Origin of the sequence: Nocardiopsis alba (assembly GCF_000710955.1) — a bacterium.
Taxonomy (GTDB): Bacteria; Actinomycetota; Actinomycetes; order Streptosporangiales; family Streptosporangiaceae; genus Nocardiopsis; species Nocardiopsis alba.
Window position 1 is genome coordinate 108,328 of the sequence record NZ_BAZE01000001.1, and the last position, 16,443, is coordinate 124,770.

General features: G+C 70.4%; 12 protein-coding genes and 1 riboswitch. Of the genes, 2 read left to right on the forward strand and 10 right to left on the reverse strand.

Translation table 11 applies throughout. From position 1 onward, the window contains the following. Window positions 1–209: 209 nt before the first annotated feature. Window positions 210–1,640 carry a threonine/serine exporter family protein gene (locus TR33_RS00465; RefSeq protein ID WP_014908456.1) on the forward strand — a complete coding sequence of 477 codons (1,431 nt, stop codon included), beginning with the start codon at window positions 210–212 and terminating at the stop codon, window positions 1,638–1,640. 214 nt (window positions 1,641–1,854) lie between these two features. Beyond that, window positions 1,855–2,043 (forward strand): DUF5999 family protein, encoded by a 189-nt coding sequence (locus TR33_RS00470; RefSeq protein ID WP_014911825.1) that lies wholly within the window; start codon window positions 1,855–1,857, stop codon window positions 2,041–2,043. Between the two features lie 102 nt (window positions 2,044–2,145). Here TR33_RS00470 and TR33_RS00475 read toward each other — a convergent pair whose 3' ends face one another. The 10 genes from TR33_RS00475 to TR33_RS27060 form a co-directional block, all read right to left on the reverse strand. Beyond that, window positions 2,146–3,399 (reverse strand): tetratricopeptide repeat protein, encoded by a 1,254-nt coding sequence (locus tag TR33_RS00475; RefSeq protein ID WP_042280796.1) that lies wholly within the window; start codon window positions 3,397–3,399, stop codon window positions 2,146–2,148. A 220-nt stretch (window positions 3,400–3,619) separates the two neighbouring features. Then, window positions 3,620–6,517 carry an aminomethyl-transferring glycine dehydrogenase gene (gcvP, locus tag TR33_RS00480; RefSeq protein ID WP_042280798.1) on the reverse strand — a complete coding sequence of 966 codons (2,898 nt, stop codon included), beginning with the start codon at window positions 6,515–6,517 and terminating at the stop codon, window positions 3,620–3,622. Window positions 6,518–6,614: 97 nt separating this feature from the next. Next, a riboswitch (glycine riboswitch) is annotated at window positions 6,615–6,705 on the reverse strand. 186 nt (window positions 6,706–6,891) lie between these two features. Continuing rightward, a complete protein-coding gene (locus TR33_RS00485) occupies window positions 6,892–7,380 on the reverse strand; it encodes a MerR family transcriptional regulator (RefSeq protein ID WP_017533891.1) in 489 nt (162 codons plus the stop codon). Between the two features lie 460 nt (window positions 7,381–7,840). Continuing rightward, a complete protein-coding gene (locus TR33_RS00490; RefSeq protein ID WP_014913412.1) occupies window positions 7,841–8,314 on the reverse strand; it encodes a bifunctional nuclease family protein in 474 nt (157 codons plus the stop codon). 170 nt (window positions 8,315–8,484) lie between these two features. Next, window positions 8,485–9,027 (reverse strand): double zinc ribbon and FHA domain-containing protein, encoded by a 543-nt coding sequence (locus TR33_RS00495; protein WP_014912302.1) that lies wholly within the window; start codon window positions 9,025–9,027, stop codon window positions 8,485–8,487. A 612-nt stretch (window positions 9,028–9,639) separates the two neighbouring features. Continuing rightward, window positions 9,640–12,144 carry a mannose-1-phosphate guanyltransferase gene (locus TR33_RS00500; protein WP_042281251.1) on the reverse strand — a complete coding sequence of 835 codons (2,505 nt, stop codon included), beginning with the start codon at window positions 12,142–12,144 and terminating at the stop codon, window positions 9,640–9,642. Window positions 12,145–12,343: 199 nt separating this feature from the next. After that, complete coding sequence (locus TR33_RS00505) at window positions 12,344–13,096, reverse strand: cardiolipin synthase ClsA (RefSeq protein ID WP_014912242.1); 753 nt, start codon at window positions 13,094–13,096, stop codon at window positions 12,344–12,346. A 289-nt stretch (window positions 13,097–13,385) separates the two neighbouring features. Continuing rightward, complete coding sequence (locus TR33_RS00510; protein WP_014912041.1) at window positions 13,386–14,786, reverse strand: flavin monoamine oxidase family protein; 1,401 nt, start codon at window positions 14,784–14,786, stop codon at window positions 13,386–13,388. Window positions 14,787–15,212: 426 nt separating this feature from the next. Then, window positions 15,213–15,902, reverse strand: coding sequence for an amidohydrolase family protein (locus TR33_RS27055; RefSeq protein WP_234305709.1), 690 nt, complete (start codon window positions 15,900–15,902; stop codon window positions 15,213–15,215). After that, a complete protein-coding gene (locus tag TR33_RS27060) occupies window positions 15,902–16,393 on the reverse strand; it encodes an amidohydrolase family protein (RefSeq protein WP_234305710.1) in 492 nt (163 codons plus the stop codon). The genes TR33_RS27055 and TR33_RS27060 overlap by 1 nt, the downstream gene beginning before the upstream one ends. Between the last annotated feature and the right edge of the window lie 50 nt (window positions 16,394–16,443).

Genomic DNA, 16,443 nt, shown 5'->3' on the forward strand with positions numbered 1-16,443 from the left:
GCACCCATCGAGAACGCCCTGGGACCGGCGCGTCGTCACTCGGCGCCGACCGCGCGCGTTGACAGGATGTCACCGGTGACCGAACTCACCGGTGCCTCCGTATCGCGCGGGCGAACCCCGCCGTCCGACCGGGCGTCCCTCTGTGGGACCACCGAGGCGGTGCGCCGAACAGCAGGGTGAGGGCGACGGCGAGAAAACGGAGTACAACGATGCCGAGCAAGCGGGGGCGGTCGGGGCCGCCGAGCGAGGAGATCATGCTCAGCCGGATGCGCGACTGGCGCGCCGAGCACGAGCGGGACCTGACCCCTGACGACCTCGACGACGAGCAGGACGTCAAGCTTCCCGACGCGCGGGCGATCAACCTGATCCTCCGCGTGGGCGAACTCATGCTGGCCAGTGGTGAGAGCACCGAGGCCGTCAGCGAGTCCATGCTGAGCCTTTCGGTGGCCTTCGACCTGCCCCGGTCGGAGGTCTCGGTCACCTTCACCACCATCTCGCTGTCCACCCACCCGGGCGGGGACAGCCCTCCGGTGACCGGTGAGCGGGTGGTGCGCCGCCGCACCCTGGACTACTTCAGGGTCAACGAGCTCCACACCCTCGTCCAGGAGGCCGCGCTCGGGCTCCTGGAACTGGAGGACGCCAACGCCCGGCTGGAGCAGATCCGCCGGGCCCGCATGCCCTACCCGAACTGGCTGATCGCCGTCGGCTTCGGCCTCATCGCCTCCAGCGCGAGCCTCATGGTGGGCGGTGGTCTGATCGTGGCGACCGTGGCCTTCCTCGCCACGGTGCTGGGCGACCGTACCGCGGTCTTCCTGGCCAATCGAGGCGTCGCCGAGTTCTACCAGATGGCCGCGGCCGCCCTCGTGGCCTCCAGTATCGGCGTGGCCCTGCTGTGGGTGAGCACCACCATGGACCTGGGCCTCCAGGCGGGCGCGATCATCACCGGTAACATCATGGCCCTGCTCCCCGGTCGTCCACTGGTCTCCAGCCTCCAGGACGGCATCAGCGGAAGCTACGTCTCCGCGGCGGCACGCCTGTTGGAGACCTTCTTCATCCTGGGCGCGATCGTCTCCGGGGTCGGCGCCGTGGCCTACACGGCGGTGCGTCTGGGCGTGAACATGGACCTGGAGAACCTGCCCTCGGCGGGTACCTCCATGGAGCCCCTGGTGCTGGTGGGCGCCGCCGGGATCGCGATGGCGTTCGCGATCTCCCTCGCGGTACCGCCCCGGATGCTGCCCTTGATCGGCTGCATGGGGGTGATGATCTGGACGATCTACGCGGGCCTTCGGCTGTTGTTGGAGGCGCCCCCCGTGGTGGGCACCGTGGCCGGAGCGGTGGCGGTGGGGGTGGTCGGTCACTGGCTGGCCCGGCGTACCCGACGTCCGGTACTGCCGTACCTGATCCCCTCGATCGCTCCACTCCTGCCCGGAAGCATCCTGTACCGAGGGTTGATCGAGATCACCCAGGGGACCGCGGTCGCCGGAATGCTCAGCCTGGCGGAGGCCATCATGGTGGCGCTGGCCCTGGGCGCGGGGGTCAACCTCGGTGGCGAGCTGGTGCGGGCCTTTCAGCGCGGCGGCCTGGCGGGCGCCGGTATGCGCGGCCGTCCCGCCGCCCGTCGAACCCGTGGTGGGTACTGACCCCGTCGTCTCCCGGTCGTCCGGGCCGTTCCCTCCTCGGCTCGGACGACGACACGCCGAATCGGCGAGAACCCTTTCCAGGTGGCGTGGATCTCATAGGGCGAGCGCGAACAGGAGGCGGCGATCACTGTTGTCGGACTGAAACGTCAACACCTTGTGATGTCAGCCACTACTGTTGGCCTCAACGACGCACACGACCGAAGGGGTCTTCATCATGTGCAGCCACGAACCTTCCTGCCCGTCCTTCGAGGACACCGATCGTGAGGCGGCCCGAGTCGTCTCCAGCCGCCCCGAACAGGGGTGGAGCCTGCTCTGCAACGGGGTCGTCCTCTTCGACGACACCGGCGAACTGCTCCCCGACGGAGTGATCGTCGCCCCGCACCGCCCCCGCGCCGCCGCCTGAGGACCCGTCTCCCGACCACCACGGTCGGGTCGACACCCGTGACACCTCCGAACGCCCCGCCCGGGAGACACACGATCCCGGGCGGCGCCGTGGCGACCGTCCTCAACGCGTGTCGGGCCACCCCTCGGGGAGCACGTCCTCTCCCACCGCCTCGGCCAGCCTGCGCCGGAAGTCCGCGTGCACGTCGGCGCCCCAGACCAGTTCGTCGGGGGTGCGCAACGCCTGCTCCATCGCCTCGCGCAGGACGGCCGGACGGGTCTCGCCCTCCACCGTCGGCATCGCCAGCAGGGCGTGCATGCGGCCGATGACCGCGAACAGCTCCCCGGCCAGGGCGGAGGCGCTGGAGGTCGCCTCGGCCTCCTCCAGGTACCCCTCCCACCACGGGACGGGGATCTCCTCCCCGTTCTCGTCCACGGGCCGGGCGAAGGGACGGCGCAGACGGCGCCGCACCTCGTCCACGACCTCGGGGTCACGGCTCTCCAACCCCGACCACCACACCCGCGCGGCCGAGTCCGGTTCACCTCGGAGGTTCAGCAGTCCGGCGAGGAGTTCCACCGCCGCGCCCGAGGTACGCGGCGCTGGGCGGGGCCACTCCTCGTCGCTCTCCACCGGACCCGGATCGGCGACCGACGCGGCGTCGGCGAGGGCCAGCTCCACGTGGGTCGCGGCCCGAAGAAGGCGCAGTTCGGGGTCGTCGGCGATCGCCAACCCCCGGTCGACCACGATCGCCGCGGTCTCCGCGTCCCCTCGGCCCAGCAGCCGACCGGCCAGGTCCCGAGAGGCCTCCAGGACGGTGGCGGTGTGGAGGGGGGCCATCCGTCCCTCCTCGGTCGGGGGAGCCAGGGCCGCCTCCCAGTGTTCCTCGGCCTCGGCCGTCTCGCCTCGCGTCTCCGCCTCACGGGCCAGCCCGTAGTGGGCCACCGCGGTGTAGGTCCGATCTCCCATGTCGAGCAGGCGTCGCCACACCCGGACGGCCTCCTCGTGTTCCCCCTCCTGTTCCAGGGAGAGCGCCAGGTGATATCCGGCTCGGGGGGCGTAACGGCCGTCGCCGGTGGCCAGGGCCCTGCGCGCGGCCTCTCGGGAGGCGGTCGTGTCTCCGCGTCGATCCTGGACCACGGCCAGCCCCAACAGGGCACGCGCCTGCGTCGCCGGTGGCGGGTTGGCCGCCACGGCCCGTCCATAGAGGCGGGCGGCCCGCTCCAGGTGTCCGTTCTCGACCAGGTCCCGGGCCTGATCGCACAGGTCGGAGGCGTCCTCGGGCCCGACCGTCGGCTCCTCGACGTCCTCGGGATCCACGGGGAGGGGTCGGGGGTCGGAGGGGCCGGAGCGAGCGGGAGTTCCGGACGTCGTGGTCATGCTTCCGCTTTCCGTGGGGGCGTGGAGACCGCGCGGTGGGGAGCGCGGATGTTCGGCTCGCCGCAACTCTAACGCGCTCTCCCCCGCCCTGGAGCGCCCCTCCCGTGGCGGGTCCCGGTCATGGGAGGACCACGCGCACCCGCCCTCGCGCGAAGAGGAGGGCGGGGCGCCGACCCGTGTCGACGCCCCGCCCCTCGTCCCACGCCCGGCGGTGTAAGGCCTACAGCTCGAAGGCCTCCGGCGGCGGGCAGGAGCAGACCAGGTTGCGGTCACCGTAGGCCTGGTCGATCCGGCCGACCGGCGGCCAGTACTTGTCCTGACGCAGCGACGGCAGCGGATAGGCCGCCACCTGACGGCTGTAGCCGTGCCCCCACTCGTCGGCGGTCAGGGCCTCGGCGGTGTGCGGGGCGTTGCGCAGCGGGTTGTCGTCGGCATCCCACTCACCGGTCGTGACCTTGTCGATCTCACCGCGGATGGAGATCATCGCCTGGACGAACCGCTCCAGCTCCGCGAGGTTCTCGCTCTCGGTGGGCTCCACCATGAGCGTGCCGTTGACCGGGAAGGACATGGTCGGCGCGTGGAAGCCGTAGTCCATCAGGCGCTTGGCGACGTCCTCGTTGCTGATCCCGCAGGCCTTCTGGAGGGGGCGGATGTCGATGATGCACTCATGCGCGACCAGACCGCCGGCGCCGGTGTAGAGCACCGGGAAGTAGGGCTCCAGACGCTTGGCGATGTAGTTGGCCGAGAGCACCGCGGTCTCGGTGGCCGAACGCAGCCCCTGCTCGCCCATCATCCGCACGTAGGCCCAGGAGATCGGCAGGATTCCGGCGGATCCGAAGGGGGCGGCCGAGACCGGTCCGGAACCGGTGTGCGGGCCCGCCTCGGGCTGTCCGGGGTGGTTGGGCAGGAAACCGGCCAGGTGCGAACGGACCGCGACCGGGCCCACGCCCGGGCCGCCGCCCCCGTGCGGGATGCAGAAGGTCTTGTGCAGGTTCAGGTGGCTGACGTCGGCGCCGAACTCGCCCGGCTTGGCCCAGCCCAGGAGGGCGTTCAGGTTGGCGCCGTCCACGTAGACCTGGCCGCCGGCCTCGTGGACCAGGCGGCACACCTCGGTGATGGTGTCCTCGTACACGCCCGCGGTGGAGGGGTAGGTGACCATGATGGCCGCCAGGTCCTCCGCGTGACGGGCGGTCTTGGCGCGCAGGTCCTCCAGATCGACGTTGCCGTCGTCGTCACAGGCCACGACGGCCACGCGCATCCCTGCCATGACGGCGCTGGCCGCGTTGGTCCCGTGGGCGGAGCTGGGGATCAGGCACACGTCGCGGTGGCTCTGACCGCGGGAACGGTGGTAACCGCGGATGGCGAGCAGACCGGCGAGTTCGCCCTGGGAGCCGGCGTTGGGCTGGAGGGAGACGGCGTCGTAGCCGGTGACCTCGGCCAGCCAGGCCTCCAGGTCGCGGATGAGCGCCACGCTGCCGGCCGCCTGGTCCAGAGGGGCGAACGGGTGCAGGCCCGCGAACTCCGGCCAGGTGATGGACTCCATCTCCGCGGTGGCGTTGAGCTTCATGGTGCACGACCCCAGCGGGATCATCGTGCGGTCCAGCGCCAGGTCGCGGTCGGACAGACGGCGCATGTAGCGCAGCAGGGAGGTCTCGCTGCGGTGGGTGTTGAAGACCTCGTGGGTGAGGTAGTCGACGCCGCGCGCCAGGTCGGCGGGCAGACGGTCGGCGGCCTCGTCCACGGCCACCGGGCCGCGCTCGGCGCCCCGGTCGGCCTCGCCGAAGGAGGCCAGGACCTTGCCCAGGGTGTCGACGGTGGTCGTCTCGTCCACGCTCAGGCCGACGGTGCGCTGGTCGACGGCGAGCAGGTTGATCCCGCTCTCCAGGGCGCGTTCGACGACCTGGTCGGCACTGGGCACGCGCACGCGCAGGGTGTCGAAGTAGGACGAGTGGACCACGTCGAAGCCGCGTCGGGTGAGGGCGTCGGCCAGGGCCGCGGTGCGGGTGTGCACCTGACGGGCGATGGAGCGCAGGCCGTCGGGGCCGTGGTAGACGCCGTACATGCCGGCCATGATCGCCAGCAGCACCTGGGCGGTGCAGATGTTGCTGGTGGCCTTCTCACGACGGATGTGCTGTTCACGGGTCTGGAGGGCCAGACGGTAGGCGGGCTTGCCGGCGTTGTCCACCGAGACGCCGACCAGACGGCCGGGCAGCTGGCGACGGAGCTTCTCGCCCACGGACATGTAGCCGGCGTGCGGGCCGCCGAAGCCGAGCGGAACGCCGAAACGCTGGGTGGAGCCGACCGCGATGTCGGCGCCCAGGTCGCCGGGGCTGCGCAGCAGCGTGAGGGCGAGGATGTCCGCGGCGACCACGGCCAGGGCCCCTCGCTCGTGCGCCCGGGCGATCACGGAGGAGGGGTCGCGGACCACACCGCTGGAGGCGGGGTACTGCACCAGGACACCGAAGGCCTCGCCTTCGGGCAGGCCCTTGGTCAGGTCGGCGACGACGACCTCGATGCCCAGGGGCTCGGCCCGGGTGCGCAGCACCTGGAGGGTCTGCGGGAAGACGTCGGAGTCGACGACGAACACGTCGCTCTTGACCTTGGAGGCGCGGCGGGCCAGGGTCATGGCCTCGGCGGCGGCGGTCGCCTCGTCCAGGAGGGAGGCACCGGTGATCGGGAGGCCGGTCAGGTCCGAGACCATGGTCTGGAAGTTGAGGAGGGCCTCCAGCCGGCCCTGGGAGATCTCCGGCTGGTAGGGCGTGTAGGCCGTGTACCAGGCGGGGTTCTCCATGATGTTGCGCAGGATGACCGGCGGGGTGAGCGTGTCGTAGTAGCCCAGGCCGATCAGCGAGGTGTGCGGACGGTTGCGCGAGGCCAGGGCCCGCAGCTCGTCCAGGGCCTCGGCCTCTCCGATCGCCTCGGGCAGGTCCAGCGGGGCGTGGCGCCCGGGGCCGGTGAGGATGGACTCGGGGACGGCGGCGGTCATGAGCTCCTCGGTGGAGGAGTGCCCCACCGTCTTGAGCATCTCTTCGACCTCGGCCGGTGTGGGGCCGATGTGCCGGTCGGCGAAGACCCTGGCGGGCGCGCCCGGGTTCGGGACGTTCGACGGGTCAGTCACGGAGACCTCCTGGTGACAGGGCCGATGTGATCGGCGGTGTTCCTCACGGTCTCCCCCTCTGTCACCGGGCACGGCGGTGCCCAGGCTTCAGAGCGGCCTCCTCCGCGCGGTCCGTGGTGCCTGAGAGGTTACTGGGGAGTATTGCCCCGTCGGCGCCCCGTTGCCGAGGTCTCTCCCGCGCGGTATCGACAGCCTGCTGACGCTCTGTACATAGATCCAAGCAGGAGGAATGTCGGGTTTCCTCCTGTTGTGACTACGACCGTACTCGATCGGGGCCCGGTTCACCGAGCCAGGGCACGCCTTTCTCCCACCGCACACGGAGAATCACACGAACCCCTCGGGCCCCACCACGACCACGTTCGCCTTCGCCGGGCTCAGCCGGTGCGCCGCTCCCTGCGCCGACGGGCCAGCTCGTCGACCGGCTGGGGCGCGGAGGCGGGAAGCTCCGAACGATCCTCGGCCGGAACGACCCCCAGGGCCTCCTCCAGCTCACGGGCCACGTTGGCCAACGCCAGCCCGAACATGCCCTGACCGCACTGCATGAGGTCGACGACCTCCTCGGGAGAGGTGCACTCGTAGACGCTCACACCATCGCTCATGAGGGTGATGCGGGCCAGCTCACCGGCGGGGCGGCCCCGCAGATGGTCCACGGCCGTACGGATCTGCTGAAGGGAGATCCCGGTGTCCAGGAGGCGCTTGGCCACCTTGAGCATGAGGATGTCCGGGAGACTGTACAGGGGCGCGTTATGGGCGCCTGAGCGCACGCTCGGCTCCACCAGGCCGGTTCTGGCCCAGTAGTCGAGCTGTCGATAGGTGATCCCGGCGGCGGTACACGCCGCGGGTCCCCTATACCCGACGTCCATAGGCAGCGCCACCACGTCCTCTTCGCACAGTAGGCCCTGCTGCCCCGCTAGCCGCAGCGCGGACCGCCTGTCTTCGGGATCCCGCTTGCCGCTCGCTACCGCCACGCCGACCTCCGGCTTCTCGTCCCACGGCGGCATCGACAGGGGAAAGTCCACTCAGGGAAGGGGCGCGCCGTGGGTTCCACAGCACCGAAGGTAAAGCGGCGCCACGGCAGCGTCAACGAGGCCGCGCGGCGCGTCGCCAACTACGCGTTGCGACGGCTCCGCCCGGCCGACGGCTCCGATGGGCCCGCGGCTCCAGGGGGTTTCGGCTGTGGTCTCCACGACCAATCCCTCATCCCAATCTATCACTGAGACCCGCGACGAAGCCGCAGGTCAAGGCCGTGTCCTCGGTGGAGACACTCTCGCCTCCCGAGAACACGGAACGGGACCCGCGCTCGGCGCGGATCCCGTCGCGTGTTCACGTACTACGTCGCCCGAAATCCTCGGGAGAGATATTGTCCAGGAACTCCCGGAACGCCTCGACCTCGTCCTCCTGCTCGTCCGGGATCGGCATCCCCGCCTCGTCGATCACGTCCTCGTGAGCGTAGATCGGGGTTCCGGTCCGCAGCGCCAGGGCGATGGAGTCCGAGGGCCTGGCACTGACCTCCACACCGTTGCTGAAGACCAGCTCGGCGTAGAAGATGCCATCGCTCAACCCGGTGATCCTCACCGTCTCCAGGCCGGTGTCCAGGGCGTCGAGGACGTCCCGGAACAGGTCGTGGGTGAGGGGCCGGGCGGGGGCCACACCCTGCTGGGCCAGTGCGATGGCGGTGGCCTCCACACCACCGATCCAGATCGGCAGGTAGCGGTCACCCTCGGTCTCCTTGAGCAGGACAATCGGTTGGTTCGAGGGCATCTCAACCCGGACGCCGACGACCTCCATGTGCTTCACAGCGTCTCCGTCCCACGAGTCGTCATGCCGGCTGGGCGCTCGTCCCTGCTCCCCCGTTGGATCAGGACCCGAGGGCGAAATCGGCACCCTTCGTTACAAAGCTCTCCGGAGGCGGGGGGCCGCAAACCTCTCCGGCCCTCCCGCCCCCGTCGACCGTGGTCAGCGATCCGTCATCGGCGCGGCTTGGTCAACAGGACCATGCGGAACTTGCCGATCTGGATCTCGTCCCCACCGCCCAACTCGGCCTCGTCCACCGGCTCGCGGTTGACGTAGGTACCGTTGAGACTTCCGACGTCACGGACTCCGAACCCGTTGCCACGGCGGAAGAACTCCACGTGGCGCCGGGAGACGGTGACGTCGTCGAGGAAGATGTCGCTGTTGGGGTGACGCCCGGCGGTGGTCACGTCGCTGTCCAGCAGGAAACGGCTTCCCGCGTTCGGGCCACGACGGACCACGAGCAGAGCGGTGCCCGGAGGAAGCGCGTCGGCGCTGGCGGGGTCGTCCCCGCCGAGCTCATCGCCCGATTCCTCTTCCTCCAGCGCCTGTATTCCGGAGATGGAGATGGTCGAGGTGACATCTCCCGCGGAGTCCCCGCCCGCGGTGGGCCGTGGGCTCTGCTGGTCGGCCCTGCGGAGGGGGGTTCCACAGTGGGAGCAGAAACGGGCATCATCCGCAACGGCGTGACCGCACTGCGTGCAGTAAACGCTCGACATAGGTCGGCTCGGCCTCCTACCGCACGGGGCGGTGCTTGATTCGGCTGATCGGTGGCGCGTTCCGAACGTGCGACGGACACGGTGCCCGCCCACCATCCGGAACACGGCGGGGCGGCCCACTGTCGCGGCAGTGGAACGACCCGCACGGTCGGTCGCTAGGTCTCATCCCCCATGTTGTACTCCTTGTCACCCCCCGTTGGGTATCCGCCGTTGCCGGGACGCCCGTTCGGGTGATGACACGGTGCTTCAGGGAACACTCGACTTTAAACCATATCCCTGCCCAGGCAGGGTTCCGCTCCCCTCGGCCGGCCGCGAACACCCTCGATTCGCGTGCGCGTTCCGCGGTCGGCGGTTCCCCACCGGCCCTCCGCCCGGTCGGCGGTGGACCCGTTCAAGGACCATCACTCGTCCTGGAAGTGATGCCGTGCGCGGGCGTTTGGTTCACGCGAACGCGCGACGGATTTTCGAGGACTTCCCCCGCCGGCATTGACCTGCGTCTTTCGCGGGCCCTCTCGGCGAGGTGAACGGCGGGAAAAGAGCGGGAGACCGGGACGGCCGGGCACGCCTCGCGGGCGTGGGCGACCTCTTCGCCCACGCCCGCGAGGACGCGCGTCAGCCCTCGGCCGACTCGACCACGGCCGCCCACTCGTCCAGAAGCCGCTGCACCCTGTCCGGATCGGGACCTTCGGCCCAAAGATGGGTGACGGCCTCGGCCGTGTCCGGAAGGACCAGGGCCCAGCTTCCGTCGGGTTCGATCACCCGGACACCGTCGGTGGTGTCCAGCTCCCGGTCGCCGGCGGCCTCCACGACGGCGCGCATGACGCTGCCCTTGATCGCCCAGGGCGTGGGCACCGAACGGCGCAGCAGGTGCGCCTGGGGGATCGCCCGCTCGATCTGACCGAGCGACCGGCGTGTCCTGGCCACCAGGCCCAGCAACAGCACGAAGGCCGCGATGCCGTCACCGGTGGGGCTGAACTCGGGGACGACGAACCCGCCTCGGCCGTCGCCGGCGAGGACGATCGTGTCCCCTTCGGCCCGGACCGCCTTGGTCAGCTCGTCCGTGGCGGTCGCCGTCCAGCGCACCTGCGCCCCGTGCGACCGGGCCACGCGCTCGGCCACCCGGGTCGTGGTCACCGGCAGGGCCACGGTGCCGCCTCCCCGCTCGGCGGTGACCAGGTCCAGGACCACCAACAGCGCGCGGTCGTCGTCGACCAGTTCACCGTTCTCGTCCACGATGGACAGCCGCTCGGCCACCGGGTCGAAGCGCACGCCGAAGTCGGCGCCCGATCCGGACACCAGTTCGCCCAGCCGTTCCAGGTCGCGCATCCTCTTTGCGACGGTGTCGGTGGGCGAGGCCTCGTCCAATCGGTTGTTGACGGTGAGCACGTCCACCCCGATCCGCCCCAGCAGGGAGGGCAGGATGAGCGAGCCCGTGCCGCCCGCGCAGTCCACGACCACCTTCAACCCCGCCTCGGCCACCCCGGAGGTGTCCACGGCCCTCAGGAGGTCGTGCGAGTAGTTCTCCACGTTGCGCGCGGGGAAGGACAGTTCACCGATCTCCCCCGGGAAGGCACGACGGTACTCGGCGCGGGAGAAGACCCGGTCGAGCTTGCGCTGGGCCCCCGGCGAGAGGTCGGCCCCCTCGCCGTCGAGGAAGATGATGTCCACCGACTCGGGGTCGCCCGGACTGGTGCGGACGGTGATACCGCCGCTGATCCCGCTCTGCGCGGTGTGGAACCGTGCCACCGGCAACGGCACGACCTCCAGGTCGCGCACTTCGATGGCGGCCGCCGTGAGCGCGCTGATGATCGCCCGCTTGAGCGTGCGCGCGGCCCGCGAGACGTCGCGCGAGGTGGTGACGACCGCGCCCTTCTTGAGGGTGGTCGCGTAGGCGTTGGCGAGCCGGACCGCCAACTCCGGGGTGATCTCGACGTTGATCAGCCCGGACACGCCCCGGGGCCCGAACAGCGAACGCTGCCCGCGCGACTCCCAGACGACGTTGGTACTGACCACCGCCCCGGCCTCGATGGTCTTGAAGGGGTAGACCTTGACGTCGTTGTGCAGGTAGGCCTCGGACTCGATGACGCAGTCCTCGCCGACGACCGCGCCCTCCTCGATCCGGACCGCCGCCATCACGTCGGTGTTCTTGCCGATCACGGTGCCGCGCAGGTTGGCCCCACGACCGATGAACACGTTGTCGTGCAGGACCGTGCGATGCGCGAAGGCCTCGGCCCGGACCACGGCGTTGCTGCCCACGACGGTGTACTCCCGAAGCTCCGCCCCGGGCTCGACCTTGGCGTAGTCACCGATGTAGAGCGGGCCCTTGAGGATCGCCGCGGAACTGACCTCGGCGCCCTCGCCGACCCACACGCCCGGCGACACCTCGAAGCCGTCGATCTCGACGTCGACCTTGCCGGAGAGCACGTCGGCCTGGGCGCTCAGATAGCTCTCGTGGGTGCCCACGTCCTCCCAGTAGCCCTCGGCCACGTAGCCGTAGATGGGCTCGCCCTCTTCCAGGAGTTCCGGGAAGACGTCGCCGGACCAGTCGACCACCTCGCCCTCGGCGACGCGTTCGAGGACCTCGGGCTCCATGATGTAGATACCGGTGTTGACGGTGTCGGAGAAGACCTGACCCCAGGTCGGCTTCTCCAGGAACCGTTGGACGCGCCCCTGGTCGTCGACGATGATGATGCCGAACTCCAGCGGGTTCGGCACCCGCTTGAGGGCGATGGTCACCTTGGCGCCGCGTTCCTTGTGGAAGCGGACCATGTCGGTGAGGTCGATGTCGGTCAGCGCGTCACCGGAGATGACGACGAACGGCTCTCCGCGCAGGTGTTCCTCGGCGTTCTTCACACTGCCCGCGGTCCCCAGGGGGACCTCCTCGGCGACGTAGTGGAGCTTCATGCCGAGCTCCTCGCCGTCGCCGAAGTAGTTGCGGATGAGCGTGGCCAGGAACTGGACGGTGACGACGGTCTCGGTGAAGCCGTGCTTGCGCAGCAGACGCAGCACGTGCTCCATGATCGGTCTGTTGACCACCGGAAGAAGTGGCTTGGGCTGGTTGGCGGTCATCGGGCGCAGGCGCGTGCCCTCGCCGCCCGCCATCACGACGGCCTTCATCGGGGGTACGGCGGTCGTGGGTTCCTCGTGGGGCCCGGTCATCGCCCGGCCCTCCGTGGAGAGGTACCGTCCGCGAGGACGGGGATCAGGTGTTCGGAGCACGCGCCATCACGCGTGGTGGGACATGTTCTCATGGCGGAGACGACACTCCCTTTCGATCCGACAGGTCCGCGGTGAGCCGGCCCGCCGGTGTTCCGAATCAGGGCATGGTGCCGCCCTGATCCCTGTGGCCCCTTGGATCCGGGCCCTCGGGTTCCGCGCCGGGGTCGCCGTCGACGGTCGCCGGTGCGGTCGGATCGTGTCGATCCGTGTGCCCACCCCGCGTGTCACCGTCGGGGACTCCCGTGCGAACACCTTCGTGATCGGTACGTTCGGCGCGGCGGGTCTGGTCGATCAGGCGCAGCCCCTGTACGGCGTAGAGCGAACCGGCCCACCAGTAAAGAGCCGTTCCCCACAGAGCGAAGGCCCAACCTATAATCCTCGCCACATCAGCGACGAGAGACGCGTACTCGGCCACGAACAACAGGGGAAACGAGTACAACAGGCACAACGTCGCGGCCTTGCCGGCGAAGTTCACCGGCAGCGGCCCATAGCCGAAGTGGCGCAGCAGGGGCAGGGCCCCGATGATGAGGACGTCGCGCAGGACCAGGATGGCCATCAGCCACCACGGGACGATGCCCCGGATGACCAGACCCAGCAGGGCGGCGAAGATGTAGAGCCGGTCGGCGAGCGGGTCGAGGAACTGCCCCAGCCGGGAGGCCTGGTTCCAGGCCCGGGCGATCTTGCCGTCCAACCAGTCGCTGACCCCCGCGAAGGCCAGGACCAGGAGCGCCCACCAGTCGGCCTCGGGCACCAGCACGAGCCAGAGGAACAACGGTACGCCCAACAACCGGAGCATGCTCAACAGGTTGGGAACCGTCCAGATGCGGTCACTGACCACCGGGCCGGCCACACTGCCCCCCGCCTCGTGTCTGCCTTCTTCCGCGGATCGCCCCATAGCGCCCACGATAACGGCGGGGTCCGTCTCCCCCGCCACCGCGCGTCCCGTCGCGCCCTCGTGGCGCCCCGGAACGGCCGCCCGCCAATCGTATCCTGTACGGACTCACCGCGTGACCCGGTGATCACCTGGGCTTTCGGGGCCGGAAGGGACCGGAGGCGGGCCGCTCCCACGGCCACTATCGGCCAAGGCGGTGGACACGCTCGGGGCCGACGCCCGGCGAAGGCCCCGAAGCGAAGACGCCTCAGTCGCGCGCCAGGATCCGCTCGGCCTCGCGCAACCCCGAGAGCAGGGCCCCGTGGACCGTGGCGCTGTGCTCCAGATCGGTGGCCTCGCCGGCGAAGAAGACGCGGTCCTCGATCGGTTCGGCCAGGGCGACGCGATCGGAGTCGCCCGAACCGACGGCGGTGAAGGAGAACCCGCCTCGCGCGAAGGGGTCGTCCATCCAGTGCGTCAGGTAGTGGTCGATCGGGTCCGGGGCCTTCTTGAACATGCTCCGCAGCGAGGCCATGGCGTGCTCGACCACCTCACCGTCCTCCATGCCGGCCAGGAAGCGGGCCGCGTCCCCACCGTTGCGACAGACCAGTACCGGGGTGCCGAACACGTTCTGCCCGGCGTACCAGTGGAACCAGGTGCCCTCCTCCGTGCCCAGGTGCACCAGCACCTCGGCGTCGCCCCAGAAGACGTCGTCGAAGCGCAGGAAGAGCTTCTCCAGACGGCCGTTGCCCAGACGTTCCACCGCGTCGCGCTTGTCCTCCGGAAGCGGCGGATCGAAGTCGATCGTCCCCGCCTTGAGGACCCCGAGCGGAAGGGTGAGCACGACACGGTCGGCGGTCAGGGTCTCCTCGCCGTCGGGTGTCTCCACGCGTACGCGGACACCGTCCGCGTCGTGGGCCACGGACAGGACCACGTGTTCGTGGCGTACGTCCAGCCCCCGCGCCAGGTGGTCGGTGAGCTCCCCCATGCCGTCGGGGAAGACGACGTCGTCGCCGCTGAACTCGTGGGTGGAGCCGACGGCGGTGAAGGAGATCTCGTCGGCCTCCGCGCCGTGGTCGGCCTCGGCGATGCGGTGGACGATCTCGGTCGCGTCCCTGGCGCGGGAACGGACCAGGTTCACGTCGTAGAGGGCGTGCTCGATCCCCTGCTCCATGGACTGGTCCTCGGTCGCGCCGACCGTCGCCCAGTACATGTGCTCGTGCAGGAGGTTGACGTCCTCCATGTTGCGGCGGTGACGGTCGAAGAGGAGACGGCGCCCCTTGGGGTCGTAGGCGGTCTCGGTGGAACGGTTGAACGTGGCCGTGCGCGCCCCCGAGTCGCGCACCAGCCGGGAGAGCGGGTTGTTCTCCTCACCGCGCATCCAGGAGGCCCCGGCGTCCAGGGTCACGCCGTCCCAGGTCCGCACCGAGTGGATGCGACCGCCCAGGCGGTCCCGGGCCTCCAGGACGGTGACCCGCTCCCCGCGCTCGGCGAGCAGATCGGCCGCGGCCAGACCGGCCATACCGGCGCCGACGACGATCGTGTGACCGCGCCCCTCCTCGGCCCGACGCCCGCGAGGTTCGGGCTCGGCCTCCGGCTCACGACCGCTCTCGTCACCGGAGACCTCCTCCTCGACGATCTCCGCGCCCACATCCTCGGTCCCGGTCATCGCGCTCCCCCTGTCGTGTCGGCGGCCGACAAGTGCGACCTTAAGCTTCCACGCTCCCCCGACCTGGGAGGACACACCAGAAACCGCGCGATGCGCCCCTTTCCGACCGGTGGCGCCCCGCACCGGTAGCTCGAACACGAGGACATCGTCCACAAGGTAAAAGGCGGCGGTGGTCGGCGCTCTCCACCGACCACCGCCCGGTGGTGCACATCCTCTCCCCACGATCCGCGAAACGTGGAGAGGGGAGGAACCCGAGATGTCGTCCGTCCCCGACATCTCTCGAAAGCAGAACCTAGGACACGAGGCTTTCGGTTTTCTTACGCTTTCGGAAGGACACGATACGGCCTCGGCCCGATCGGGCGCACCCGCCCCGGTGGAAGGGCGCCACCGTGGCCGAAGGCCCTGGTCGTCGGCGGCGCCTCCGACTCACACCAGGACGCCGTCCCTGGCGACCACACGACCCGCGCGCACCACCAGACGACGCGGCGGCAGGTCCACCACGATCTGGGGCAGGCACTCCCCGTCGACCACCAGGAAGTCGGCGGGGGAACCCGGAGTGAAGTCGACCTCGGGCAGGTCGACCAGGGCCGCCCCGTCGTTCGCGGCGGTGAGGAAGGCGTCGGAGAGCTGCTCGTCGAGACGGGCCCGGAGCGTCGTGGCCAACCGGTGGGCCCGGTGCAGCATGTCGGCGTCGCCGAAGGGGCTCCAGGCGTCACGGACCCCGTCCGAGCCCACGCCGACCCGCACCCCGTGCTCGCGCAGACGGGCCACCGGCAGTACCCGCGCCGGGTCCGGGGCGATGGTGGTCAGTGCGATGCCCGCCTCCCCGAGCGCCGAGGCCAGGGCGTCGAACCCCTCGTCCGCCTCGGCCACCCCGAAGGCGTGGCTGACGGTCACGGAACCGCCCATGTCCAGGGCCCGGGTCCGCTCGATGATCGCCCACAGGCTGCGCGATCCCACGGGGCCGCGGTCGTGCAGGTGGATGTCGACACCGACCCGGTAGCGATCGGCCAGGCCGAAGACCAGGTCCAGCTGGCCGTCGAGGTCCTCGTCGAACCCCTCCGGGTCGATCCCGCCGATCAGGTCGGCGGCGCCGGTCCGCAACGCCTCCTCCATCAGCGCGTCCGTTCCGGGGCCCGTCGGACACCGTGCTGGGGGAAGGCCACGATCCGCACGTCGAGGGCGTGGGACAGGCTCGCGGCGGCCTCCCCGACGCCCAGGAGCCCCTCCAGCCCGTAGGCGGGGGCGATGTCGGCGTGGGCGCGCATGGCCCGGGTGCCTCGTGTGACGGCGTGGCCCATGAGCCGTCCGGAGCGCACGGACACCGGCGTGGGCATGTTCCGGAAGACCTCGGCGTCCTGTTCACCCAGTTCGGCGATGCCCCGGGCCGCGCGACGCGAGTACCAGGGCTCGCCCCAGGTGGTCTTGTCGGGGTGGATGTGGGCGTCCACCAGGGTGGGCAGCGCGACCCCTCCCCCGCAGTCGACCTCCTCGACGAGGCCTCGGGCCTCGGTGGCCACCACCCCGTCGACGACCGTCAGGTCGATGGGCTCTCCGCCCATGGGACGCACGTTCCGGAAGATCGTGGTGTTCCGCTGTCCGGTCATGGTGGGCCTTTCCGTGAGGGAGTGGTGCCGTCCACGACCTCCGAGGAGGC